General features: G+C 28.4%; 28 protein-coding genes and 1 pseudogene. 13 read left to right on the top strand and 16 right to left on the bottom strand.

What is annotated here, in order from left to right; all coding sequences use genetic code 11:
- Positions 1-336: 336 nt before the first annotated feature.
- The 3 genes and pseudogenes from G9F71_RS27830 to G9F71_RS26495 all read left to right on the top strand — a co-directional run.
- Positions 337-743 (top strand): annotated as a pseudogene (locus G9F71_RS27830) (ParA family protein); the annotation flags it as partial.
- Positions 744-758: 15 nt separating this feature from the next.
- Positions 759-1,031: a ParA family protein gene (locus G9F71_RS27825; RefSeq protein ID WP_411956145.1), complete on the top strand. Its 273-nt coding sequence runs from the start codon at positions 759-761 to the stop codon at positions 1,029-1,031.
- Complete coding sequence (locus G9F71_RS26495; protein ID WP_164951960.1) at positions 1,024-1,305, top strand: hypothetical protein; 282 nt, start codon at positions 1,024-1,026, stop codon at positions 1,303-1,305. The genes G9F71_RS27825 and G9F71_RS26495 overlap by 8 nt, the downstream gene beginning before the upstream one ends.
- Before the next feature lie 664 nt (positions 1,306-1,969).
- On the opposite strand, the gene G9F71_RS26490 is transcribed toward G9F71_RS26495, so the two are convergent.
- The gene (locus G9F71_RS26490) at positions 1,970-2,134 is read right to left on the bottom strand and encodes a hypothetical protein (RefSeq protein WP_164951961.1); all 165 of its coding nucleotides are present in this window, start codon (positions 2,132-2,134) and stop codon (positions 1,970-1,972) included.
- 191 nt (positions 2,135-2,325) lie between these two features.
- Here G9F71_RS26490 and G9F71_RS26485 point away from each other — a divergent pair, with 191 nt between their 5' ends.
- Complete coding sequence (locus tag G9F71_RS26485; protein ID WP_164951962.1) at positions 2,326-2,553, top strand: helix-turn-helix transcriptional regulator; 228 nt, start codon at positions 2,326-2,328, stop codon at positions 2,551-2,553.
- A complete protein-coding gene (locus G9F71_RS26480) occupies positions 2,546-2,851 on the top strand; it encodes a hypothetical protein (RefSeq protein WP_164951963.1) in 306 nt (101 codons plus the stop codon). Before G9F71_RS26485 ends, G9F71_RS26480 begins: the two co-directional genes overlap by 8 nt.
- Positions 2,852-3,340: 489 nt before the next feature.
- Here G9F71_RS26480 and G9F71_RS27820 read toward each other — a convergent pair whose 3' ends face one another.
- Positions 3,341-4,225, bottom strand: coding sequence for a recombinase family protein (locus G9F71_RS27820; protein WP_164951964.1), 885 nt, complete (start codon positions 4,223-4,225; stop codon positions 3,341-3,343).
- Positions 4,226-4,712: 487 nt separating this feature from the next.
- Between G9F71_RS27820 and G9F71_RS27815 the strand changes: the two genes are divergently transcribed.
- Complete coding sequence (locus G9F71_RS27815; RefSeq protein ID WP_411956144.1) at positions 4,713-4,898, top strand: transposase; 186 nt, start codon at positions 4,713-4,715, stop codon at positions 4,896-4,898.
- A gap of 448 nt (positions 4,899-5,346) precedes the next feature.
- Here G9F71_RS27815 and G9F71_RS26465 read toward each other — a convergent pair whose 3' ends face one another.
- The 5 genes from G9F71_RS26465 to G9F71_RS26445 all read right to left on the bottom strand — a co-directional run bounded on the left by G9F71_RS26465 (position 5,347) and on the right by G9F71_RS26445 (position 10,290).
- Positions 5,347-5,802, bottom strand: a complete 456-nt coding sequence (locus tag G9F71_RS26465; RefSeq protein WP_164951965.1) for a GyrI-like domain-containing protein — start codon at positions 5,800-5,802, stop codon at positions 5,347-5,349.
- Positions 5,803-5,991: 189 nt separating this feature from the next.
- Positions 5,992-6,720 (bottom strand): metallophosphoesterase family protein, encoded by a 729-nt coding sequence (locus tag G9F71_RS26460; protein WP_164951966.1) that lies wholly within the window; start codon positions 6,718-6,720, stop codon positions 5,992-5,994.
- A gap of 1,258 nt (positions 6,721-7,978) precedes the next feature.
- Positions 7,979-8,305, bottom strand: coding sequence for a ribbon-helix-helix protein, CopG family (locus G9F71_RS26455; protein ID WP_224626947.1), 327 nt, complete (start codon positions 8,303-8,305; stop codon positions 7,979-7,981).
- A 28-nt stretch (positions 8,306-8,333) separates the two neighbouring features.
- Positions 8,334-9,086 (bottom strand): ParA family protein, encoded by a 753-nt coding sequence (locus G9F71_RS26450; protein WP_164951968.1) that lies wholly within the window; start codon positions 9,084-9,086, stop codon positions 8,334-8,336.
- A gap of 886 nt (positions 9,087-9,972) precedes the next feature.
- Positions 9,973-10,290: a hypothetical protein gene (locus G9F71_RS26445; RefSeq protein ID WP_411956143.1), complete on the bottom strand. Its 318-nt coding sequence runs from the start codon at positions 10,288-10,290 to the stop codon at positions 9,973-9,975.
- A 200-nt stretch (positions 10,291-10,490) separates the two neighbouring features.
- On the opposite strand from G9F71_RS26445, the gene G9F71_RS26440 reads away from it, so the two are divergent.
- From G9F71_RS26440 to G9F71_RS26430, 3 genes are all read left to right on the top strand, one after another.
- A complete protein-coding gene (locus G9F71_RS26440) occupies positions 10,491-11,438 on the top strand; it encodes a hypothetical protein (protein WP_164951970.1) in 948 nt (315 codons plus the stop codon).
- Positions 11,439-11,840: 402 nt separating this feature from the next.
- A complete protein-coding gene (locus G9F71_RS26435; RefSeq protein ID WP_164951971.1) occupies positions 11,841-12,014 on the top strand; it encodes a hypothetical protein in 174 nt (57 codons plus the stop codon).
- Between the two features lie 422 nt (positions 12,015-12,436).
- Positions 12,437-12,787: a hypothetical protein gene (locus tag G9F71_RS26430; RefSeq protein WP_164951972.1), complete on the top strand. Its 351-nt coding sequence runs from the start codon at positions 12,437-12,439 to the stop codon at positions 12,785-12,787.
- 624 nt (positions 12,788-13,411) lie between these two features.
- On the opposite strand, the gene G9F71_RS26425 is transcribed toward G9F71_RS26430, so the two are convergent.
- From G9F71_RS26425 to G9F71_RS26395, 7 genes are all read right to left on the bottom strand, one after another.
- Complete coding sequence (locus tag G9F71_RS26425) at positions 13,412-14,575, bottom strand: ABC transporter permease (RefSeq protein WP_164951973.1); 1,164 nt, start codon at positions 14,573-14,575, stop codon at positions 13,412-13,414.
- A gap of 48 nt (positions 14,576-14,623) precedes the next feature.
- A complete protein-coding gene (locus G9F71_RS26420; protein ID WP_164951974.1) occupies positions 14,624-15,811 on the bottom strand; it encodes an ABC transporter permease subunit in 1,188 nt (395 codons plus the stop codon).
- Complete coding sequence (locus G9F71_RS26415) at positions 15,808-16,692, bottom strand: ABC transporter ATP-binding protein (protein ID WP_164951975.1); 885 nt, start codon at positions 16,690-16,692, stop codon at positions 15,808-15,810. The genes G9F71_RS26420 and G9F71_RS26415 overlap by 4 nt, the downstream gene beginning before the upstream one ends.
- Before the next feature lie 27 nt (positions 16,693-16,719).
- Entirely contained in the window at positions 16,720-18,003 is a 1,284-nt protein-coding gene (locus tag G9F71_RS26410; RefSeq protein ID WP_164951976.1) for a M16 family metallopeptidase, read from the bottom strand.
- A gap of 91 nt (positions 18,004-18,094) precedes the next feature.
- Positions 18,095-18,310 carry a hypothetical protein gene (locus G9F71_RS26405; protein WP_164951977.1) on the bottom strand — a complete coding sequence of 72 codons (216 nt, stop codon included), beginning with the start codon at positions 18,308-18,310 and terminating at the stop codon, positions 18,095-18,097.
- A gap of 97 nt (positions 18,311-18,407) precedes the next feature.
- A complete protein-coding gene (locus G9F71_RS26400; protein WP_164951978.1) occupies positions 18,408-19,991 on the bottom strand; it encodes a radical SAM protein in 1,584 nt (527 codons plus the stop codon).
- Positions 19,992-20,031: 40 nt separating this feature from the next.
- Positions 20,032-21,846 (bottom strand): ABC transporter ATP-binding protein, encoded by a 1,815-nt coding sequence (locus tag G9F71_RS26395; protein WP_164951979.1) that lies wholly within the window; start codon positions 21,844-21,846, stop codon positions 20,032-20,034.
- A gap of 339 nt (positions 21,847-22,185) precedes the next feature.
- On the opposite strand from G9F71_RS26395, the gene G9F71_RS26390 reads away from it, so the two are divergent.
- Both G9F71_RS26390 and G9F71_RS26385 read left to right on the top strand, forming a co-directional pair.
- Positions 22,186-22,764, top strand: coding sequence for an accessory gene regulator ArgB-like protein (locus G9F71_RS26390; protein WP_164951980.1), 579 nt, complete (start codon positions 22,186-22,188; stop codon positions 22,762-22,764).
- Positions 22,754-22,885, top strand: a complete 132-nt coding sequence (locus G9F71_RS26385) for an AgrD family cyclic lactone autoinducer peptide (protein WP_164951981.1) — start codon at positions 22,754-22,756, stop codon at positions 22,883-22,885. The genes G9F71_RS26390 and G9F71_RS26385 overlap by 11 nt, the downstream gene beginning before the upstream one ends.
- On the opposite strand, the gene G9F71_RS26380 is transcribed toward G9F71_RS26385, so the two are convergent.
- Both G9F71_RS26380 and G9F71_RS26375 read right to left on the bottom strand, forming a co-directional pair.
- On the bottom strand, positions 22,844-24,136 hold the full coding sequence (locus G9F71_RS26380) for a sensor histidine kinase (RefSeq protein ID WP_164951982.1): 1,293 nt from the start codon (positions 24,134-24,136) through the stop codon (positions 22,844-22,846). The two genes, G9F71_RS26385 and G9F71_RS26380, sit on opposite strands and share 42 nt — an antisense overlap.
- Before the next feature lie 40 nt (positions 24,137-24,176).
- A complete protein-coding gene (locus G9F71_RS26375; RefSeq protein WP_318011125.1) occupies positions 24,177-24,902 on the bottom strand; it encodes a LytTR family DNA-binding domain-containing protein in 726 nt (241 codons plus the stop codon).
- 924 nt (positions 24,903-25,826) lie between these two features.
- Between G9F71_RS26375 and G9F71_RS26370 the strand changes: the two genes are divergently transcribed.
- Positions 25,827-26,012, top strand: a complete 186-nt coding sequence (locus G9F71_RS26370; protein ID WP_164951984.1) for a glucosaminidase domain-containing protein — start codon at positions 25,827-25,829, stop codon at positions 26,010-26,012.
- Positions 26,013-26,094: 82 nt separating this feature from the next.
- Positions 26,095-26,817, top strand: coding sequence for a glucosaminidase domain-containing protein (locus G9F71_RS27680; RefSeq protein ID WP_224626968.1), 723 nt, complete (start codon positions 26,095-26,097; stop codon positions 26,815-26,817).
- Positions 26,818-26,971 lie beyond the last annotated feature (154 nt).

The raw sequence follows: 26,971 nt of genomic DNA, 5'->3' as shown, positions 1-26,971 counted from the left end.
GTTAAAGTTACTTTGGGTATGCAAAACTCATAGTTAGGTATGCAAAGCTCATAGTTAGCTTTTTAAAGTTAGTCATATCAATGCTTTGAGGTTTGTCTAAAACATTTAAAACAAAAAGATGTTAAAACATCTAAAACAACAACAAGGAACCTAACCATAAATAAGTTGTATTTATTGTTGTTTTGAAGGTATATACCGAAATTCTCCACAGATTATCAACAAACATTACGGCAATCTATATTGCCTATAAAAAAATAAGAATACCAAAGTCTGGCACCCTTATTTTTGAGATTTTCCTATAACGGTATAATATCCGTTGTAAACCAAAAGGGAGGCGTGGCAAAAACCACCGCCACTCTTAATCTGGGTAGTTGTTTAGTTCACCTTGGGAAGAAAGTTCTTTTGTTAGATTTAGATAGCCAAGCTAATTTAACAAAGAGTATAGAGGTAAAAGAAGAAAAGAAGAAAAACATACACCATTTGCTTATCAAAGAAGCTGCGATAGATGAAGTAATTTGGATATAATTTGTTCAGATATGGGACTATCAAATTTTGAAGGTGAACTTGCGGAAATTATAGATAAAGAATTAATGTTAAAACAATCTCTCGCTAACATAAGCGAATATGACTATATATTAATAGATTGTAGCCCCTCTTTGAATTTACTAACTATAAATGCTCTTGTTGCATCTACCAGCTTATTAATACCACTCGAGCCATCTGTATTTGGATTGGAGGGCCTTGCACAACTTATCAATGTGTTAAAGCTTGTAATTAAAAAGTTTAATAGTAAATTAAAAGTTAAAGGTGTGCTGCTAACACGAGTTGATAGTAGAAGCACTATTCCTCAAATGTTTCGTAATCAATTAAAAGATATTTTTGATAAAAAACTTTTTGAAACAATGATCCATCAAAGTGTGAGCGTTGTTAAATCCCAAATGAATCGGGAGCCACTATCAACTTACGATAAATTATCAAGATCATATAAAGAATATTTACAATTAGCAGAGGAGGTCATTAAACGTGGCTAACAAAAAAACTGATATAAAAGGATTAGCAAATATAGGTAAGGGGATTCTATCTAGTTTAGAAGATATAAATAACATGGAAGAAACCAGTAATCAAGTAAAAGAAGAAATACCTAAACCAGTAATAGAAGAAAAGAAGAAAAAAGAAAAAAAGAATTTTATGTTAACTGAAACCGCTATAGAACAGTTATTCCAGTTAAAATTTAAATACAGGAAAAAAGATTATTCCACTATAGTTGAAGAAGCAATCGCAGCATATTATCAAAAGAATATTTAATAAAAATATGAAATAAGATAATTAACGTTAATTATTAAATTAGAAACATAGCGAACATTAATGTATCTGAAAAAAGTATTGAATTTTTAAGATAGTGGTATGTTGAAGACAAAAACACTTCCTGCGGCAAAGCCGCAGGAAGTGTTACCCCTGGGGGAAGGGGGAATTATTTTTTTTGCTTTGGACAAGTTTACTGACTGCTGCTAATACTAAAAAAAGATGCATGTTACGGTACCTTAATAGATTATTTTACTTAAATGCAGTGAGTAAGATTGTCCAAAGCTTCCTTTTGGACCAGGAGCAGTTAAAGAGCTTGTGCCACATCAGATTTTCGCATGAAGTATGAAGGAGAAAATCTGATGTGGACTAGCCTTTGACTGCGACGTCTTAGCATTATAATTATCGATTTATAATACATTGAACGTAACAAGTCAATACGTTAAGTTACATTCAAACTGAAATTTTCAAGGAATAGGCAATAGCCTCAAAGTGAAAGTAGCACAATTGCTATTGTGTTACTTTCAGAATATGAATATACATTGTATTTAACAAAAAAACAATCCAATAAAATATATATATAGTAGTGAAAAAAAGGTAAATTAGAAAACCACAAGTCAATTAACTTGTGATTTCTAATTTGCCTTTTATGTATTATAAACATTTTTTATAAAATCTCTTTTTTCTTTCTAGTATCTACAAAAATTATTGCAGATAAAATAATACATATAGCTGAAACCGTATATCCCGTAGTTCCAAAAGCACCTCCAAACAGTAACCCTATTGTACCTAAAAAAAGAAAAAATATGTCTGCAAATTTCATTTTTTTCACTCAAAACATCTCCTCTTTATTTTATAGATTAAATTTATTATTAATTTTAGTATATTCCCATTTGTAATATTATACAACGAATGTTTTTAAATGTTATATCGTTCTTAAATATAAGCCTAATTGTCAATATTCAAAGTAACCTTTACATATTGACAAGCATATGTTACTATTAAATTACTGGAGATGATAGTTTGAATCCAAATATACAACTAAAAAACCGATTAAAAGTTGCACGTGCTGAAAAAAATTTATCGCAGGAGGAACTGGCTATACTTGCAGGTGTAACCAGACAAACAATTAGTTCTATCGAAACAGGTCAATATTGTCCTTCTGCAAAGGTGGCATTAGTCCTTTCTAAAAAACTTGATAAAAAATTTGAAGATTTATTTTATTTTGAGGAGGGTGAAAATAATGATTAATAAATTAGTAGAAAAAGATGAAAGAACAACATCTGTTGAAAATGCTAGTTACAAAATTGGATTTCATTTTATGACATACGCAATATTTCTTGATGTTATGTATAGGTGTATAAGGTTCCATGAAGGAAGTTTTGATTTAATATTGATAATTTTGTTAAGCTGTTTACCAGCAATTATATATCAGTATAAGAAAAAAATTTATCCTAAGAATATGATAAGAAACGTTGCATTAATGTCAGTGATTATTGCTATTTTTTCTTTTTTATTGGCAGTTGTTATAAAAAAATTCTTAAACTAAGAATTTAAAAATACAAATGCCGTGAAACCAAAACTTCACAGCATTTATTGTATATGAACATCTAGCCTATAGCCCCACAATGAAAGTAACTCAATTAGTATTGTGTTACTTTCAGAATATTAATATAATCTAAATGTATTAAATCCCACATCAATTAGATATGAGGTTATTTGTTACGACATATTAGAAGATTACGAATTAGATTACTCTGTTACTTTTTATCTTGTACGTGTATAAAAATTAATTAAGTTACCATCTGAGTCTCTAAAATAAAATGAACGATTACCCCATGGTTGAGTTGTAAGAGGGGTATGTGTAGCAATGGAACCAAAACGGCAATAGAAAATACATATATTTCATATTGCCTAAAAATTATTAATATTAATTCCTAATATTCCGATCTAATGTTATTTGACTTATCCCTGTCATTGATACTATTTGGGGGTTGTGTAGTAATGGGACAGAAATTCCCGTTACATAAACTATAATTTACCAATTCAAATTTAATTCATCACAACTAGCATCACCTTCGGTAAAACAGTTCTTTGCATCAGCTTCATTTTCTAATTCACGGAATATCTCATATACTGTATTTTTCAAATCATCAATATCCTTATATTTCACAAAAATTATGTAGTCATCATCCGAGGCGGATGCTTTTTTCATATTATAATAATACTTCAAGTATCTCTCAATATTTTCTTTGGCTTTTTTCTTTCCACGAACAAATTTATTATTATTCGCAACTCTAAGGCTCATGAGGATTTGTGCTATTTTTTCATTAGTAGGATTAATAGTGTTTTCCGAACGATTCCCTTGTTTTTGTATATAACGATATAACGTTGCCTGACTAATTCCAGACATTTTTACTATTTCACTAATGCTATATTCTTTCGAATTGTATAGTTTTAAAGCTTTTTCAATATTTCTCTCTTTAACTTTAGGTCTACCACCTTTTCGTCCTCTGGCTCTCGCACTTTCTAAACCTTCTTTTGTCCTTTGCACTATGAGATCCCTCTCAAATTGGCTAAATGCTTCAAAAACTGTAAGCATTAAATTTCCTTGTGGCGTATTTGTATCAAAATTCTCTTTAATACTTACCAATATTATTCCCTTGCTCTTGAAATAGTCTACGAGCTCCATCAAATCCCGTGTACTTCTTCCCAATCGAGAAAAGCTTTCTACAATAATGGTATCACCTGCCCTTACCTTATCTTTTAAGCGCATTAGTTCAGGCCTGTTTGTTTTTGTCCCCGACATTTTTTCTGTCAGTACCTCAATACAATTATATTGACTAAGTATATCTAATTGTCGGGTTAAGTCTTGTTGAACTGTGCTCACCCTTGCGTACCCATAGCTATAATTTTTACCCATTGCAGCACCTCCCAATCATATGATAATATTATCATAATGGGTGGTTAATGTTAATATGTTTTTGATAATAGTTTTAATAACCATTTTATCAGGTTTTTCTAAACTATATTTAACGAATTTATTGATTATTAAATACCGTCGTTTATGGGAGAAAGATTTCAATAAAAAGGCTTGAGTTGTTACATAAAATGGGAAGTGGCCCATTTTTACATGAATGGTTGCCGTATGCCTATAACAACTATAGTTTCACTATAGTTTCACTTTATAATTTAATATAAAAACTCTTTAGATTCTATGATAACAAAATGTATTTGTTTTTTTAATTATAGCTTATTTTATATTGGTAATGTTTTTAAATATAAAATTTGTTTGATTTTAAAATATCACTAGCAAATACTACTAGTAGGATGCGTATTAGATGTAAACAATACTAGGGTATGTAACATTTAAATGGAGAGATTATAAAGACCATAATAAAGAAAAGTTTATGACACTTACATTAGATGAATTTATTAGAAGATTTTTCATGCATGTTTTATCAAGAAAGTTTGTTAAAATTAGACATTATGGAATATTAAGCAAGAGAAATAGGTCAACTAAGCTTCAAAAATGCAAAGAACTTACAGGAGCAGTAGAAAATAAAAATCAAAATTTAGAAGTTAAGTTAAGTTAAGTGCAGCGGAGCTTCTTTTAAAGCTTACAGGGATAGATATAAATATCTGTTCTTGCTGTGGTAAAGGTAAAATGATTACAAAAGAATAAAATAGCATACCGTCTTTATTTAGGGTAGTGGGAAATTACGTCTATTTTTAGAAAATAATCAAGACTTAGAAGAATTTAAGATGCATTTGTGGAAATTAAAGTTAATACTCTTAGTGTTAAAGCAAATTTCAGAAAGAGGGAAAAGATTGAATCCCCATAGTAGTGGAAACGTGGCATCGTTCTTTAGCTTGTTTCAGAAATTGAGCAACTTTAGTGACTATCATCATTTAAGTATATACTTGTGGTGATAGTTTTTATCGGCTCAACATCTGAATCCAAACCTATTCAAAATGCGAAACAACTGAGTCTAAAATTATGTTAATTCAAATCTACAAATTGGAATTTGTATTAATATTCTTTTATAATATTGGTACGCAAATTTCACAATAATGCTTATTTATCATCTGCATTGCATAGCGTTCAAGAATAGGTCTTTTATCATCAAATTCATAATTTCTTTTTGATAACTCCGAAAATATCTCCATCCATGCTTTTTGCATAGCATCTACCGTATGACTTATTTTAAATACGCAATGTTTTCCACCGATAATTTTTCCGAAATTAATATACTTATACTCAACCTTAAATTCATCCGAAACAACTAAACATGTATCATAACGACAATCTTTAGGTTCTGTGAATTGAGGGTTATCTTGGGCTATTCCTAATATAATTGAATTTTCATTAAATAAGTTTTTTTCTCTAGCCCAACTTTTTAATTGCTCCATTATTTGCACATTTTCTGAACCGTAAGGACCTATTCTTCGTATATAAGCAATTTTATATGATGATATCATTTCAATATTAATATCCATAACTTACCTTCTTTTTTAATAGAGTACATCGATGCCTGAATTCATCATATAATGCTTTAAAATGTATTTCAACTTATTTTTTAAAATTACCAAATTACTATTTGTCTGCATCTTTTGTAAATAATCTTTACTTCGTCTTTTCTTACTATGTCGTCTCTTATGAAAAATGCAACATAGCAAATACTATTTTTAATTCATAGAAGCGTTCAATATAATGCTCTTATATTCATCCAAGAGAGGGAAATTATTTTTAATGGATATATCAATAATTTCATTTATTGGATAACTAATCCGTCTGTTTACTAATTTAATTTCTTTTTTTGAAAAATCTAATATACCATAGGATATTCTATTATCTTCATCAAGTGAATTACCTACACTCCCAACATTAAATATCTTTTTATCATCTACCTCACCTATAAAAGAAGTGTGAGAATGTCCACATAAAATTACTTGTTCCTTAACACCATTTATTGCTTTTTTAATTTCATCTTCTGAAACGCTACCATCAATTGCTTCAACTATAGATTGTGGTGTCCCATGAACACAAAGTATTGTAATTCCATTCAATACAAATGAATATTCAAATGGCAATTTTTCAATAAATAATATTTGATCCTCTTTTAAACTATCCTTTGCGTATTTATAATATGAGTACAATTCCTTTTCTCTATCTGATGAAGGTATCCAAGTCTCTGAAACTTCTTCAAACCACATATCTGTATTACCTTTAATCCATGCTAAAATCTCTAAAGTCTTATCATTCAGCATTTCAAGAACCTGTGAAGGCATCGGTCCTTTCATCACCACATCCCCTAAAATGACAAGTTTATTAATACCTAAATTTTTCAAATCTCTTATTGCATAATTTAATGCTATTCCATTACCATGAATATCGGACAAAACTGCTACTTTCATAAAATAATCCCCCTTATTAATAAACCTTCAGTTCCTTCGTAAATTTTTACAAGTGCGCCGCAACTTGTGTATAAATTATACCATTACTTTTTCGTGCCTCAGAAACCTATAGTTAATTGCAACAACAATAATTCATAATAAAACATTATATTTTTGCACGAATCGTTTCCGTACTTTTACTCCGTACGTATATTTTAAAATCCAGCCACCTTGTGCAAGTTGTAGGTTCATCACAACTTGTTCAAGGTGGACCAGCCCTGGGCTTGTCCACCGGCGGTATACGTTTTTAGTTTTAACGATATGATTAAATTATATATGCGTGCGTATACTCAACTTTTTTAAATTAACGATTATTTTAGATTAATCAAAGGCGGGTGGACAAGCTTGTGGCCAAGGAAATGGACTAGCCAAGGACGGCTTGTCAATTTCCTTAAGCCAGGAGCTTGTCCACCCGCCCCTCAAGGAAAGGACTAGCTGTTGAAGTGGAACAGCCAAGGATGGCTAGTACACTTCGAGTGCTTGTCCTTTCCTTGAGGACCCCAGCGCACTACCCCAGCAAATACCACTTGTGGTAAAAACCCCAGAACATCTGCATAATAAAGCTCGCGTTTTCATTAAAATAGCGTATCTAAAATTAATTCATTGGCAAAAACCTACGAGTAGCTATTTTATGAGAAAACCGTTAGCTGGTGCAGGCAACCTTTACACTTAAGACAGCCACTACACCATCTTTATTTCTGAGGAAAGAAAAAATACTTGTGCTATGAAAAACCAGTATACCAAGTATATAAGCATAGTCTACAATTACTAATTATTTAAAACTAAATCTAACTCTAAAATTATTATAAAATATAACCAATACAAAGATATCAAAAAAAATTATTGAATTTTTTAAAATCATGGTGTGTGGAAGACAAAAACAAGTCCTGCAGAAGCGCCGCAAGACTTGTTACCCCTGGGGGAAGGGGGAATTAATTTCTTTGCTTTGGACAAGTTTACTGACTGCTGTTAAGACTAATTTAAAAGATATAGGTTAACATACTTTAATAAAGTATTTTACTTCAGGGCAGTGAGTAAGATTGTCCAAAGCTTCCTTGACCCCAGAGCACTACCCTAGAGGCTCCCCTTTGGGGCTGGGGGATAATTTCATAAAAATTAAAACAGCTCAATTTTTGCGAGGCCCTAGAGGAATGCCCTTGAGAGAGCAAATATTGAGATGTTTTAATTTATCTCATTAAAAAAATCCCGGAAGTACTTTTTATTCTTCAACCACTTGAATCATATTTAAAGCAGAATCAAGTAATTCTCTTAAAATTTCATTTTTACCTTTACCAGTCATTTTAGCTAATTTCTCAAGTTTTTCATCCTGACTTCCTCTTACATAATAAGTCGCTCTAATCAGTTTATCTTCTTCGCTTTTTTTCTTTGCAATTGTTATCACGCCTTGTCTTTGCATGTTTACACTTTTGTTTACATCTTTGTTTTCATTATTAGAAACATTTATGTCATTAGAACTTATGACATTCATTTTAATCTCGCTGTTTTGTTCTGCTTGCTTCTTTTTTTGAAGCATTTCAGTTTTCAATTTATCAAAATTATTTTGTTCTTTTATATTAGCCAATTTCTTTCACCAACCTCTCTAAGACTTTAAAAAATTGCGTGGCAGCTTCTTCGTCATACTCGAAAACAGTTTTTCCCAATTTTCCAGCTTCCGTGATTTTTACTCTTCTATGAATTGGCTCTGTTACAATATCTTTATCTGAGAAAAACTCTTTTAAAAAATCTAGATTTTCTTTTGCATCCCTTGTTCTTTGATCGAACATATTTGGTATTACAAGAGCAATCATATCAGGACTTAATCTTAAATCACTAAGATACTCATAAATATTACCAATAGCTCTTACCGATGCAGCTTCAACTTGAACTGGCATAACTATATGATCTACATAACATAACACAGCATCATTAACCTTTGTTCTTTGTGGACCACAATCTATAATTACATAATCATAGCCAAGTTGATTTAGTCCTTGAAGCTTTTCGTTAAGGTACAAATCAATTCTAGCTTCTCTATGGAATTCTGCATTTATTTCTTCTATATGTTTGTTTGGCAAGAGATCAAGACCATCCCGGGCATTAATAATGCATTCTTCAATCTTTGCCGGATTTCTTCTATCAATAAGATCATAGAATGTCTTATTATAATCTTTTTCATTTTTTCCTAAAAATAAAGAAGAGTCATTTTGACCATCTAAATCTATAAGTAAAACTTTAAAATCTAATTTTGAAAGTCCATGTGCTAGTTGAACAGCTACGGTACTTTTCCCTACGCCACCCTTATTATTAAGAACTGCAATTTTTTTCATTTAGTTCTTCCTCGCTTTCCTATATAAATTTATATCCTCTTTTAACGTCTCCCACTTCTATAAGTGAGTGTCACATACTAGGACAAATAGAAACCTTCAGTGGTATCCTAAATATCTTTCTAAGTCGTTAATATTTCAGCTTCGCAGATGATGATTAAATAGTAGGATAACACATAACAATAAGTATTTACAACTATATCTACAAAATTATCTTCATTTAAGAAAACAAATATTCAAACATTAATGTTTACATATTTGTAAACATTAATGTTTGCAAGGAATATATTTATCTAGCATGTTAGCTGTACTTGTACTTAGCAAAATCTAACTACTATTATAATTCTTTAAATTACTCATTTGCGTATCCGTATATATTATTTTTTATTAAAGTGATTTTGATTCAAAACATCAAATACCACTTGTGGTGAAAACTTTAAAACAACCACATAATAAAGCTCGAGTTTTCATTAAAATAGCGAATCAAAAATTAAATCATTGGCCCAAAACCTACGAGTAGCTATTTTATGAGAAAACCGTTAGCGGATGTAGGAACCCTCGAAATTTAAGAAAACTACTACACCATCTTTATTTCAGTGGAAAGAAAAATCGCTTATACTATCAAAACTCAGTATGCTAGGTATATGAATAGAATAAGTGTGTTTTTATTATTAAAAACTAAATCTAAATTCACTTTAAACTATAACTAGACCTAAGATACCTGTAAAACGTGTTGAGTTTTTTTAAATGATAATGTTAAGGAGAACAAAAAAACAATTCCTACTGCGGAAACGCAGTAGGAATTGTTACCCCTGGGGGAAGGGGGAGTTAATTGCTTTGCTTTGAACAAGTTTACTGACTGCTACTAAGTCTAAATAGAATATTTTATTTACTGGCAGTGAGTAAGATTGTCCAAAGCTTCCTTTATAATCTCTGGATCTTTATCGATACCAATGGCAATCTCTTTGGAATCCTCTTCACATTTTGATGATTTAATTGAAAATTTAAGGGCTATAACTTTGTTTCCAGTTTTAACTTCCTCATATTTAAATTTTATATCCGAGTTACTATTTATCTCAGCATGTGCTGGTTCTAGTGCAAATCGCCTAAAATCAGAATACTTTTTATAACTCTTAGGAGATTGAAGTTTATCTCTAAGTGCGTCAAGATTATCTATTCTCCACCCAGTGTCCTCATAGCTCTTCAAATAATAATAAATTCTTTTACTATAAATACAACTAAAATTTAATGTATATTTGATATGATAATAAATTCTTTTTTTAACTTCAAGAAACATATGATAAGGCCATTATTTATATTTTAAAACTATGTTTATTATAATATACAAATATATTATAATTTAGTAAATATATTGTAATATGTTACATTAAAGGAGATTGCTTAATTATGAATATAAAAACAAATAAATATGATTTATATAAATCATCAGCAATAGAAATTTATAAAATGGTTTTAAGAGGTGATTTAAAGAAATTTCCCGCATATTTTTTGCAGAGACCAGATGCTGATAAGAATGCAATGGAGATTATTAAATATTTATTAGAAGAAATTTTAAAATGGTCTTCTAATGATATTAAGAAAAAGTTATCTCAAAGCATTTTCGTTGAATGTAAATTAAATGGAATGCTTCATCAAGTTCATAATCAGTCGCCATTTGAAGCATTCAATGCTGCTTATCCAAACCGATTTAAGAGTTGGGAATTAGGCTGTGTTCCTAAAAATTATTGGGAACTAGATTCCGGAATAGAGGCTACTAAATGGCTTATTGAAGAGAAACTTAAATACTTGGAAAATGGTCTTGACGGTATGTTAAAGATGTTATTTAACGCCTCCCCTTATGAGGCAATTAACACCACATACCCTAATAAATTTAAGAATTGGGAATTTACTAAATCTCCACGTAACTATTGTACTGTAGAAACAGGTATAGAAGCTACTAAGTGGCTTATTGAAGAAAAATTGAAATGGACTGATAATGATATTAAAAAATACATTTCATTAGATATATTCACGATTAATGGATTAAGGGGAATGTTACAAGGAGTTTACAATGGTTCTTTTTTTAATGCAATTGACTCAACATATCCAAACAAATTTAATCAATGGGAACTCGCGTCTAATTGTCCTCGTAACTATTGGACATTAGAGAGAGGTATAAATGCTAGCAAATGGCTTATTGAGGAGAAACTTAAATGGTCAGAAAATGATATTAAAAAGTTTATTCGAGTAAGTACATTTACTACAAATGGGTTAGGTGGGATGTTTGAAATAGTATATGGTGCCTCCCCATTTAAAGCAATAAATGCACTGTATCCCGGTAAAATTAAACCCTAGGAGCTAATACAAATTCCTAACCAATACTGGACAATAGAGACAGGCATAGAAGCTACTAAGTGGCTTGTAGATGAAAAACTTAAATTGTCAAAAATCGATATAAAGAAAAACCTCTCTCTAAATGTTTTTAATGAAAATGGACTGAGCAGTATGCTCCAAAAATGTTTTAACAAATCTGTTTATAGGGCACTTAAATCAGCCTACCCAGATACCTTTTAAAGTTTGATGTAATGTAAAAGAATAAGCAATATACTAATATATTTTTTATATATTATGTAATTTATAATTATGCCACATAATATAAAAAATGGTTTTGTAATGGTATAATATTCCTAAGAGTTACGTCAGATTGGTAGAATAATACGGAGCAAACACTATCCTAACGAATGAAGGGGATAAAATATGAAAAAGAATAAATTATTTGCATTAATAAATTTTTCGAGTATTGTCTTAACATTTTTTATAGGATTTGAAGTTATCAAATTAAAAAATAATTTAATTAATTATATTATACTTGCAATAATAAATGGATGTTTAATGTACTTATGCCAGAAACTATTGGATAATAAAAATTAATTCATAACCTTCGTATATGACGCATCAGTCGTAAATAAATATAAAGTATATTACAATGGTTAAAAAAGGGGGTGTCTGTGAAAAAATATGAATATAAATGTGTATTTATATGAGGATTGGGTGAGAGGACAACAAGGTTGGGAATTAGTTTGTGCACAATGGTGTTGGCATTATTTCAAAAGACCAATTGAAAATTAGTTCAGAATGTTCTAAAGCTACGACCTAAATGAATGTACACTTTTCCATAAAACATTACATTCATATTTTTAAATGAAGCCTTGAATTATATATGTTGTTAAGCATTTAGTTAAATTTAGTTAAGTGATTAAGATTTTGAATATATTATAAAAAATATAGTACTTGAAAGGACTAAAATACTGGAAAAACAGCAACAAAATTGGCACCCTATCAGTATGCTACCTATGCTGTCTGATCAACTAGAAGAAGCTAAAAATCAGTATAAAAATCTTTTACAAGCACAATCTAAACCATATGTTTTGAATTATGAAATAGTAGAAAGAGTTATTAAGGTATTTAGCGAACAATTAGATTACATATGTTTATATAAAAATCAAATATCTAAATGGCATGATGAAGAAACCTTAGCAACTAAAATTGAAGCGGATCTTACTGCATCTCAAGTGCAGCTCCAAGAGCTTAGCACAGTTATACCTAATATTTTAGCGCTAGCAGATGAATTGAAAAATAGAACTATAGAAAAAGTAATGGAAAAAAGCGATTTGGAGCTTGGATTGGAATTTTTCAAGAAATAACTCCAGTGACGTGTAAATTCGAAGTAATTTCAATACGCTAAAAAGACACTAAAATGTCTTTTTAGCGTATTTTTATATTATGCCTACCACAGAAGAATACTCCAAAATGGGATGTCTCAAGTTTGGGAGTTTTCACAAGACCCGTAAGCCTTGACCACAGCAACTACCATTTGTTGTGAAAATCTTAGAGCATCTATCATAATAAAGCTCACATTTTCATTAAGATAGCAAATTTAAAATTTAAATATTAGCCAAAAACTTTTGATTCGCTATTTTATGAGAAAACCGTTAGCTGCTGCAGGTAACCCCCAAACTTAAGAAAACTACTACACTATCTTTAAAAAGAAGTTGTACTATCAAGATTTAGTATACTGGGTATACTAATAGAGTAATTATTTATTAATTATTTCAAACTAAATCTAAAATTATTATGAAACACACTATTACAAATACACCAAAATATTGCTTTTTTTAATATTCATATAGGTTGGTAAGCATTTAGTTAAATTTAACTAAATGCTTACTAGCACCAAAATACCCTGTAAAAGGTTAATGTTTTAATAATGAGATGAGAAAAACAAAAACAAGTCCTGTGGAGGCAACCTAGGACTTAATATATTCCACTTAAGCTTTTATCTTTCCATAAAAATTTTTATAAGTAAATAAAACTCCTATGATTAAGATCATTATTAAAACAACTGCAGCAAATATTGGATAAAGAACAGGATTATTTAAGATATTATAAGACTTATAATTACTAAAAAGCTCTCCGCTTGATATAGTTATTGAAGGCCATAGGGATACAATTTTATGTACAACTTCATTTCCACTTATAAATACTGTGCCTAATGAAATCCCGACTCCCAATGCAAAACTTACAATACTATTTTTTTGCCATGCTGATATTGCACAAAATACAGCTGTTAATGCCAATGCTGATAAAATAGTTGTTATATAACTAATGCCGAGTCCTTGTAATACTGTCAAATTAAAAGGTGTAAACCAATAACCTCTTATGCTGTTTAATGGTATATTTTCAAAATTTAAGTTTTTGTATGGAATTAAGCGTACAAGAGTATTACATAAATAATATATTGTTATCCATGATATAACAAACATAAATGATGTTACTATCTTGGCTGCTATAAATTTACCACGCCCCATTTTTGTAGAAAGAATAATTCTTTCCATATTATTATCATTTTCCTCTGAAAAAATAGGAGTGATAACTACTATTATTGCTATTAACATTAAGAAGATACCTTTTGTGGCCGTGAGAAATACATAAACTAACTGCCATCCCTCATTGTTATAATAGCCTGGTTCGCCTGCAGAACTTATCATTTTCAAATTTTTTGATGAATCTTTATATAAATAGCTATCTTTTTTTCCTGTTTTTTCTAAAGTGCTACATAAATTATTTAAATAACTTACAGTAGACTTATAATTTTTATTTTTATTTTTTTCTATTTTATTGCTGTACAGTTGAGCTGAAAATATAGCTTTAGAATATTCATCTTTAAATGTTAATATCCTTCTTTCTTTAGGTCCTACTTTAGGATCTACATAATAAAATTGTCCCAAATCCGATTCAACCAACTTTTTATCTATTTTACCTTCATATGGTTTTACCATTTCATTATAGGCTGTTACATCCTCAACTTGCCTATTCCAATAGTATCCCTCTAATAGACCTGAAGTAATACTAATAATTAATATAGCTAATGTTGCAATTATTGTCCGCTTACTAAAAAGTAATTTGCGTATTTCCCAAATGATTAATCTCATTCTTCTCCACTTCCTTTATTAAAATTAGTTAAGGAATAGCAAATACATTTAAGCTTTAATTTTACGCCTATAAGATTTAAACGTAAGAAGAATTGCTACTAATGAAGTTAGTAGTAAAACTATAATTGCCAAACTTGGATACATAATAGGTGTATTCATTATGTTAAATGAAATATAACTATTAAAAAGCACTTTTCCAGACATAATTGATGAAGGAAAAAGAATTAATACATTAGCTATTGTACCAGCATCTCTTATGCACATAGGAGCAATCACAAACATTAAAGCACAAGCAATACTTGTTAAATTCTTTTTTTGAAATGATGAAATTAAACAAAATACAGTTGCCAATGTACATGCTGACAATAGCGTTGTTAAATAAATTACTCCTAATGCTTGCACCACTGTCCAATTATATGGGGTATATGTATAGTCATATAGGCTGTTTAAAGGTATATTCCCATGCGTTAAAGCTCCATATGGTATTAAATATAAAAGGTACATTACCACATAAAACAAAGTAACCCAAGCTATTGTAAAAACTAAAGAAGCTATTATTTTAGCTGATACTATTTTACGTAGTCCGTTTTTTGTAGAAAGAATAATTCTTTGCATATTATTCCTGCTTTCATTTGAAAATATAGGACTTATCACCATTAAAAGTATGATTGAAATAAATATAATGCCTGGTAAATCTGCAATAAATAGAAAAAGCCCACTCCACCCTTTAGTATTATAATATCCAGGTTCTCCGACTACTTTTAACATATTTACGTGTTTCAATGTATCCGAATATAAGTAACTATCCTTTTGACCTCTTGCTTCTAGTGTAGAACATAAATTACTTAATCCTGTTACAGTATAAGGAATATCAGCATTCTCATATATATCAGATTTCCACATTTTTGCGTTGTTTGATGCAGAGTAATAGCTACCTTCAAATCTCTCTTTTCTTCTTTCTTCATAACTTAAACTGCTATTAGTATCATATCCATCCGAGCTTGTGGATTGTTTTTTTTCTATCTTCTCATTTATTTCACTTGCTAATTTTTTATCTATCTTACCTTCGTAGGGCTGCACCATTTTATTAAATATATCTACATCACCTATGTGTTTTTTCCAAGTGTGACTCTCCGAAATAGCCATACAACTGCTTATGATTAAAATCGCCGCAACTGTAATTAGTGTTATTTTACTACAAAATAATTTTCGTATTTCAAAAGCAATTAATCTCATTTTATGATACCACCTTCTGAAATGTCGTTAAAGTAATATAGATAAACATCCTCTAAGCAAGCTTGTACATTGACGGCATTGGATGTTGGTTTTGCTTCATTAATGATTCGAACTAAAACTCCATCGTTTGTTTGTTGTACATTTGCCACTCTATACTTACGTTCTATTTCATTTAAATCAGTATTGCTTACTGTACTCTCCCAAACTTTGCCCTGCATATTATTTATAATTTTTTCAGCGGAATTATTTTCAATTATTCTACCATCATTAATTAAAATTACGTTATTTGCAATTCTATCAACATCGGACACAATGTGAGTAGATAAAATCACTATCCTATCTGATGATATTTCTGATAACATATTTCTAAATCTTACACGTTCCATGGGGTCTAATCCCGCAGTAGGCTCGTCTAGAATAAGTACCTTGGGATCATTTAATAATGATTGAGCAACTCCTAATCTACGTTTCATGCCTCCAGAATATTTTCCGCATTTTTTATCTAATACATCTGACAAGTTAACAACTTTTGCTAATCGCTCTATTTTTTCTTCTGTTTCTCTTTTATCTAAGCCTTTTAAAGTAGCTATATATCTTAGGAAATCACGTGCAGTAAAATGAGGATATAACCCTACATCCTGTGGTAGATACCCTAGTATTTCTCTATATTTCTCTCCACATGCTTGTACATCTTTTCCATTCCATAGAACATTTCCGTGAGTTGGCATCAATGTATTTGTCATTATATTCATAAGTGTTGTTTTACCTGCACCATTAGGCCCTAGTAACCCATACACACCTGGAACAAATGCAACTGAAATATCATGCAGAATTTCAGTTTTACCAAAAGATTTATCAATTTTATTTAATATAAGTTCCAAATTTCTACCTCCCCATGTATTGTGAAATTAATTATAAAAATCATCCTTTTGTGAGATAATCATATTATAACAATTGTTTAATAAAGAAATCATAAAATTATTAATATCTTCTATAGTTATCTTACCTATAATAGATAAAATCAAATCATAATCTTTTTTGATTTGAAAAATGGGTTCATTATATAAAAAATTATAAAAATAGGATTCATAAATTTCATCAACACTTGGAATTGTGCTTTCATTATATATTTGCTTCATTATATTTTTTAGTTTATTTTTTTCTAACTGATATTCTGTTTTATTAAATCCATTTTTTTTAAGTTCATTGATTATATTGGTAAAGTATTCAACAGAATCTTTTATTTTATCAATGGTATAACTCAAAATGAAAAATTTAAAATCATGTTTAATAATTTTATCTGAACATACTAATCGTTTTATATTTAAGTTATATAATTCAAATTTACACCCAACATAATTTTTAATCATATTTTCAAAAAAATACTTTATTAATTTATCTTTAATAGTTAACTCAGCAGATGAAAACTTATAGAAAAATTTTATTTCTATAAATTTATTTTTCCTCTCATTTAATATTAATAATCTATCATTAGAACTATGTTTTATATTGTGTTTTTCTTCTCTTATCTTTTTATTATCTTTTATACTATCAAATTTTCCACTTATGAACTCTTGGGTTTTAATTAAATTTATGTTTCCTTGTATTATTATGCCTACTTCACTAGGTATAAAATTTTCATTATGAAATCTTAATAAATCTTGAAACTTCATATTAGATATGTCATCTATATTTCCCATAGGCAGATTTGTTATTTTATTATTTGTAAGAAAAGATACCATCTTTTCTTTTAGTAAATTTTCTTCTCTGAAATGATTACACTCATCTATAACATCTCTTTTTATAGTTTCAAAAATATCTTCTTTTAAGATATTCCCCTTTACTATTTCACTTAAAATACAAATTCCATCCATAATAGTATAGCAATTATTTTCTCTACTTTTTATACACAAAACAGTTTTATCAAAATCTGTATATCCACTATAATCAAATTGATTTGGTTCTATATTTATTAAGTTATTTTTTAAAAACTCACCATCATTGCAGTATTTTTCATAAGATAAACACATATGTTCTAATAAATGAGCTATTCCATTCTCTTTTTTATTTTCATTAATTGATCCAGCTTTAATTATTAAAAATAATTGAGCATTCTTCTTAAATTTATTTTTACTAAGGTAATATGTCAATCCATTTTTTAAAGACCCTATTAATTCATTGTTTTTATTCATGAAATCTCCTATTAAAGTAAATTAAAAAGGACTTAAACTAATTTAAAATCCTTTTTAATCCTTTTCAAAAACTTAAAAATACTATCTGCTTTTATCCTCTGGCTTTATCCATAGCTTGATTCTCAGTTTTATTATCTGGGTTGTTATACTGACAATTACATCCACACTTTGAAGTTGGTGAAAAGACTGTCCATCCCTTACCCTCATTATTACTATCATCTGTGTAACATTTGCAACTGCACCCCCAGTTTGCGGCAGTATATAATTCTTCGGCTTTCTTGTTAAATGGATTTACAACTTTTATCATGTTATTTTCCCCCTTAAATTTTAGTGATTTTATATTTATATCTATTGTTCATTTCCAAATTGGATTATGAAAAACAGATTAATAACTAAGTAAACTCTTAAGAAGTAATTATACTATTTAAACTTTCTAATTTTTCTGGATTATTCTCTAATATTGAATGATACATAACTAAACTTCTTTCTGTATCTCGTCTTGCTGCATCACATGCTATGGCCTTTACTTCTTTGTTAATCCCATCCTCAACAATCGATACATAACATATGCCACATATCCTTGCAGCCCAACACTTTGAGCATTCACCTATAGAATTATTTGAATACTCATCTATATAATGTTTTTTCAATTCATTAAAGTTAATACCATCAAAAACATTTCCTATATTAGGAGCTTTTCCAATTCTTTCACATACAGAAAATTCTCCTTTTGTATTTACATAAAGTCGCCTAGACCCTGGAACACAACATGAATTAAAAGGGTAAAAATCTACAGGCTTATCTGATAGCATTCTATTATGAATTTTTAATAATTTCCTATTAATATTGCCATCAGATGAGTATGGTGTTTTTCCTGTACTATCTGAATACTTATCAAATAGTTGTGTTTGCCAATCTCCTAAAGGATCTATAATGTCTTGTCCATTTTTTCTATATTTAGGGTTATTCATAAGTTCATTTATATGCTCTTTATCAGATACACTTCCACTTGCAACATAATCAATAGTGATTCTAGTTTCTTTGTGTAACCAGTCTAATCCTTTGAAGAATTTATTGATTTCAGCCAATTTTTCAAAAGTATATGGTGGAGCAAAAACTGCATTTACAGCAATTTTATTTTTAGCATTATCTTTAAATGCATCTACTAAATATTTCAATCCTCTTACAGCCTCATTAAATGACCCCACTCCAGTACTATATTTTCTATAAGCATTTTGAACATTTTCTGGTCCATCTAAGCTACAGAGAACACTCATGCCATCTACAGAAGCTAAAAATTCCGCTATTTCTTTAGTAACTAGAGTTAAATTTGTAGTCATTGCAAAAGAATGTTTTTTATCACCGAATATTTTATTAGTATAATCTATACACCATTTTAATAAATCAAATTTTAGTAAAGGTTCTCCACCATAAAAACAGATTGCAATTCCTTCGTCCGTTGCACATTCTTTAGCATAATCAATTACTTTCTTTGCTAAATCTTTTGACATATCATCTTCATTAAAATTTCTATTCTCTTCATAATCATCATTGTAAATACAGTACCCACATCTTAAATTGCATCGTCCTGTTAATTCTAAAATGATTTGCTCTAGTTCATTATTAACCTTATTTTCTAAATTTTCATAATGGTTATAACTATATAATCTATCCATTAATGGTGCAAGTAAAATGTTTTCTTTTTTAATTGATTGCATTAATTCATCAACCGATTCTGATAAATTTTCATTTAAAGATAATTTAAATTCTTCGTATGTAGTTTTATCTTCTTCGTTAAATAAAATATTAAATATTTTAAAGATATTATCATCTATCAATAGCACTTTTCCAGTACCTGTATCGTAAAAATAATTATTTTTATTCGTATTAAATAATTTCCCCACCCTAAGTATTTGACCTGTTTCTTTTAATTTGAATAAATTTTTTAATAATTGTGTAGTATCTTTAGCTTCATTTAACTTTTCCAACTTTACTCCTCCTTTTATATCTATAATTAAATTTAATTATCTAAGAATATGCTTCAGCTTGCATTTTATATAAACTATAATATTCACCCTTTATTTCTATCAATTTTTCATGAGATCCCTCTTCAATTATTTCGCCATCTTTAATAACGAAAATTTTATCAGCTAATTTAACGGTTGAAAATCTATGAGCTATTAATATACATGTTTTCCCTTTAACTCCCTCTCTAAATGTTTTAAATATTTCATATTCAGCAAATGCATCCAGTGATGCTGTTGGTTCATCGAGTACTAATATAGTGCTATCCCTCATAAAAGCCCTAGCTATAGCTAATTTTTGCCATTGCCCAAGAGATAAATCAACCCCACCTGTCCATTCTTTTTGAAGACGTGTTTCGTATTTTTGAGGTAGTTGCTCAATAAACTTATTAGCGCCAGATTTATAAGCTGAATTTTTAATAACGTCTATATTATTAATATTAAGAATATCACCTAATCCAATATTCTCTTTAACGGCTAATGGGAATTTTATAAAGTCTTGAAATATGGCACTAACATTTTTATAAATAGATTCTTTATCGTAGTTCTTAATATTGATACCATCTATATTAATCTCACCTTTTGTTGGATAATATAATCCAATTAATAACTTAATTAAAGTTGTTTTACCTGAACCGTTAAGGCCTACAAATGAATAAACATTTTTTGATTTTATTTCCAAATTCACATTTTTTAAAACATATTCTTTTGTATTAGGATATCTAAACCAAACATTTTTAAATTCGATTATTTCAAAATCATAATTGAACATTATTTTATCGCAGTTATTTTTTTCTTCTTGCTCTTCTTTTAAATCTAACAATACAAATAAGCTATTTATATAAAGGTTGTCCTCATATAATTCAGAAATAGTATCTAATATTTCTTCAATAGAAGATTGAAATCTTTGAATTGAGACAATATACATTGTTAAATCTCCAATTCCGTATTTTTTCTTTATTGTAACTAGAAAAATATATATTTTGAAACCATAAGAAATAGTATTCTCTAATATATCTGTAATAGTAAGCTCTTTCAAAAATTTTTTTCTTATTTTTTTATCTTCTTCTATATATTCTTGATAAATATTTAAAATAATATTTTTAAAATATTTACCTATACCATATATTTTCATTTCTTTTACATTTTCATTCTTTATAAAAAATGATTTCAAATATAATACTAATCTTAATTGTTCAAGCCTTCCGTTATATAAAGAAAACTGTTTTTTTAAAATTCTTATTCTTACAAAAAACATTGGTATGACTGAGATAAAACATAAAATTATAATTATAGGATTAAACATAAAAAATATGCTTATAGTTCCTAATAAAATCGTTATATTTTTTATAAAACTTACAATTCCATTTAAAATACTTATGGAACGTGAAACTGACTCATTATTTATTTTTTGTATATCATTATATATACTCGGATTATCAAATTTTTCCATATCCAGTTTTGAAATTTTTTCCATGATTAAATCAGATGTATATTTGTTTAAATAATCTGCATGTATTTTAGTTAAGTATGATAAAAGCTTTCTAAGAAAACCATCTAAACTCGTAGCAATAAAATGCAATATTATCCATATTATTGCCTTATTGAAATTATGTGAATTACCGGATAAAATTAATGCTGCTTCGTTAATGAAGTTCTTCCATATTATTAGTATTAAAGGAACAATACTACCAAGTAATATGCTTAAAATTACACAAGAAATCATTATTGATTTAGAACAGTTCCATGATATCTTTATTATTTTAATAATATTTTCAAAAAACAACTTCGCTTTATGAATTTTTTTGACTGTATGCATAATTATTACTTCTCCTAACAATTTAAACAATTCATAAGTATTTTTCCGTATAACTTGTATTGTAATATGTTTTTTTAATGTAAGCCTTGTATAATTAAACCGAATTTCATATTCTAATTGAACGACCACTTGTTGTAAGAATCCTTACAATGTATATATTACTAATTTTTCAAGATAAAACAATACAAACGCCTTATAACGTATATTTTCGTTCATGAATGTCATATATTTTTATAATGTTCCGTTTATAACCATTTTTTTGCTTTTTACAACATATTTATTTACATATTTTATTTTTTATGTTATTTTATAAATAATAAATTGTTAAAGGTGATTAAAATGATAAGTATTTTATCTAACAAAATGACACTATATATAAAAGAAAATAGCAATATTAAAACAGATGAAGATTTAGAAAAAATAAACTATGCATTACAAGCAGTTATAGGTGAAACATTCAAAATAGCAATATTAATAAGTTTATTTTTAATACTAGGAAAAATAAATTATCTTTTATTTTCAATGATGATTTTATTTACCCTTAGAAGCTTTGTAGGTGGATATCACTGCGACACTACATTAAAATGTTTGTTATATTCAACAATATTATTTTTAATAACCTCATTGATAGGTCCACTACTCCCTATATTTAATGTTCTGTTTTATTATACAATTTCAGCATTGAGTATATTTATAGTTGCAATTTATGCCCCATTTTTAAACAAAAAAAGGCCTATTAAAAGCAAAAAAAGAAGATGGATTATAAAACTAATCTCCATCTTCGTAACTATATTTTGGTTTAGCATTTTATTGTTTTACATAAACTCATCAACTTATTTAAACTGTGGATTTTTAACAATTATATTAGAGGTAATTCAATTCTTACTAACTAGAAAGGAGTATGATTATGAAAATTAAATCAAAATCAGTAGTAAATATAATGGGTCTATTCTTAATAGCTGTAGCTGGACTTATAAGTAATATAAATTGTTTTGGCTTAATTGGAGAGCCTACGCCTCCTAAAAGTTTGCTTAAATAATATTTTAAAAACAGTATAATTGTCCTCAAAGAATAGCTGAACATCACTGCCGTTTTTTTCAGCTATTTTTTTTATATTATAAAGTCCATATCCTCTATTTTCCCCTTTTTTAGTAGAAAACCCTCTTTCGAATATGTTTTCTATAGTATCTGGTTTTATTGTTATTCCACTATTTCTAACCTCTACAATATTAATATTTCCTTCTACACATATATTTAATATAACCACCTTCTCAATATTACTATTTGCAAGGGATTGAAAAGCATTATCTAATAGATTATTTAGTATATCAGAAATTTCATAATCATTTAAACTATTTTCTAATGAATTATTCGTCACATTAAATAAAAATTTTATATTTAATCTATCTGCTTCACACATTTTATTATATATTATAGCTTTAATTATAATATTATCTATATATACTATATCTTCTATACTATTATTTGAATTTTTCAATGACGTAATATACTTCTTTAATTCATGCTTAACTTCATTTTCACTTGCTACTTCTACTATTGCATTTATGGTATTTAAATAATTTTTAAAATCATGCTGTTTCCGTCTTGTCTCTTCTACTATATCAATTAATATAGGATTATACTTATTTTGCAATTCTGCAACCTTTTTATCTTCACTTATTTTAGCTATATAATAGTATAAAAATATATTTAATGATAACATCAAGGATACAATTAAAATATATATTATCAAGTTATTCAATATTATATTTTTATTATATGCCCATATAAATTTAGAAAATAATATACATAGACCTAAATTAATTATAAAATAATATATTATCTTAGACTCTAACTCAACTAAACTCCTTATTTTTGTACTAAAATTGCATCTTAATATGGCAATGATAAAAATTAATTCAAATATAATAATAGTAATATTCAATATAAATTTATCTGAATATGTAAATCCAATTAACTTCACAAAAGCAATAATACTTATCTGCGTTACTATATTTATACAAATAATCACAATAAATTGCATTAATGTCTTAATAAAAGATTTATTATAAATAAATTTAATTAAAAATATTATACTTAAATATCTAATAAGTAGATTCAAATAAATACTTATATTCATCGTCATAACCACTATGCACGAACTTATCACAATTACGAATAAATTTTTAAACCAATCAGTTTTATTTTTCAAATAAAACTTTGACCATAATACCATAATCACAGTCAATTCAATGAAGTTAACCGAAGATTCCTTTAATACATCTAGCATTTAATACACTCCATTTCATAACAAATTCAATTTTTTATAATTATTGAAATCGTTCCATTATTGTATTTTTGAATTTGTAACCTAAAAGAGCATTTTTATCATAATTTTCAAAGTAAATTTCACTCAATTTACTATCTATACTCTCTACTTTACTTATATTGTTAATGTTCACAGCAAATGATTTATGGCACTGAATTATATTGTCACAGTTTATAAGCTTAAGAATGTTCTTTAGTGCTAAATTATTAACTTTGTAAACACCATTTACTGTATGTATCATACGTATTCGAAGCTGCACTTCTATAAAAATTATTTCATCAACATATATTTTTACATAAATGCCTTTTCTAATTTCAAATACCACATAGCTCTTGTCTTTTGGGGTATCCTTTACACTGTTACCGTATAATGTAAAACGTTTTGTCATATTTACTACATCAGCTATGTCATAAGGTTTTAAGATATAGTCATAACAATGCACTTGTTTAAATGCTTGAGTTATATATTCAACATGCGTTGTTAAGAAAATAATAAAACTAAATTCGTATCTAGGTATTTGTCTTAGCTCCATTGCAAAATCTAATCCTGAAGAATTCTTTAAAGTAATATCTATATAAAATATATCTATATTATTATCATTTGTAATCTCTAAAGCTTCATCTTTATCTTCTGACTCATATATATTTATATCTTTATCTATTTGTTGTATAGTCTTTTTTAAACTTTTCCTTTGTATTTTATTATCCTCTACTATTAGCACATTCATTTGCATTGCCCCCTATTACTAAAAACATCTCATACTTATTATACCGGCTTTAAGCTCGTCTATTTTGTAATGATAACTCAACCATCCATCCCTTTTTAAAATTGTAATACCAATATATTCATCATTATTTAAATATAAAAGTTCTATTTGTGTCTACGTTTATATTAGCTGCGCGCTATTAAACACCTTTTCAATGGACACTTCTGTTGAATTTTTGATAATTTCATTTAAATTATCAAATAAAAATTTTCAGCAACAAAATAAGCCCCCCTTTTTCTGTATAACCACTAGGAGAACTTTTAAAAATATCTATTAAATATTTAATATACACTGTATTGACTACAATGAATATATATATTAAAATAAATATATATACTTAATTAAATATCTAAAGATATAATTCTCTCCTAGAGAATGTATCTGATTTATTGAACTCTTGAATTAAAGTGGCCAAACTTTGCACATTCAAGAGTTTGTATATTTCATATATAAATTCAAATTGCCAACTTTATTGTAAATATTTGTAGTTTAATTTGGTTTATTGTAACTTTATTTGATTTAATCTTACTCTGTATTACCTAAAATTTCAAGTTTTTATAATATATAGTCTTATTTCTTTTCAAATTACCTATTGTATCTTATCTTAAATCATCAAATTCGATGCTGTATATTTTATTATTATATTTATCTAATAAACTATCTTACCCAAAATAAAAAAATCTTCTCCAAATCTAAAAAACCTCTCCCCCTCCTCCATATATATAAGTTAAATCATCACCGCAGGTGTTGTAATATTAACGACTTCAGAAGGAAATTTATATTCCCACTAATATTTCTTCTCTGCTATAGTATGTGGCACCCACTTATATAAATAGGTGACCTTCCTTCTGAAATGTCGTTAAAACCCCAAAGGAGGAATCACCCATGAACAAAACCCAAATAATAAAATCCCTGATCCCAGGAGCATTACTATCCTATGAAAAATACAACATTCTCCCCTCACTCACCATAGCTGAGGCAATACTCGAAACAGGCTGGCTCCAATATGTCAAATCATCTCCTGCGGAGCTGCAATTAACGACTTCAGAAGGAGATTTAGACTTCCACTAAAGTTTTATTTTTGTTATAGTATGTGTCTCCCACTTATAAAAGTTGGGGACTTTCCTTCTGAAATGTCGTTAAAGGTAATAATATCTTCGGAATCAAATGGACAAATGGTTGTGGCTATGAAGTTCAAGAACTTAATACTCATGAATGGATTAACGGAGTCAAAACCCCCATGGTGTGCAAATTTAGAAAGTATGATTCTCTAGATGATAGCATCCTCGACCATGGAAAGCTTTTAAGCTTCACTAGGTACAAATCTGTAATAACATCTAAAGACTACAAGGAGGCCTGCCAGAACGTTTATAATTCAGGTTATTGTACCGATACTGATTACCCTAAAAAGCTTATCTCTATAATTGAAGAAAATAAGCTTTATATTTATGATGCTCCTAGATCTGAAATCTCTAAAAACAATTCTTCAGAAGACATTAAGTATTTGCAAAAGTGTTTAAACCTTATGAAAATAAGAGACACAAATAATAATACTTTATCTATGGATGGATTCATTGGTCCACTAACCATAAGCGCAATTAAAAAGCTTCAGGACATACTTAATCTTTCTATGTATGGCATGTGTGGACCTGAAATATTATCTGCAGTTAAAAGTATTATGGAAAGGCCCTTATGTAGCATTAATTCTATGGGGTACAAAACAGCTATAAGATATATTCAGTGGAGAACTGGAGCCTCTATTGATGGCATTTATGGAAATGAAACTGCACGCCTTGTTAAGACCTATCAGCAAAATAATAAATTAGTGGCAGATGGAATTGTAGGAAAAAACACTTGGGATAGATTATTATCCTAAAACAAAAATTTATCAAAACACCTTATCTTTGCTTTCCATTTTCAACTTACCAACAATAAATAATACCGTAGAATTAACATTCTACGGTATTATTTACTTTTATTAATTTTGATTTCCTTGCTTCATTCCTAAGCCCCATCCACCACCATTGCCA

The sequence above is a fragment of the Clostridium sp. FP2 genome, from assembly GCF_011065955.2.
GTDB lineage: Bacteria > Bacillota > Clostridia > Clostridiales > Clostridiaceae > Clostridium_AD > Clostridium_AD tagluense.
Note: the sequence above shows the minus strand (reverse complement) of the source record. Positions and strands in the feature narration are given on the sequence as shown.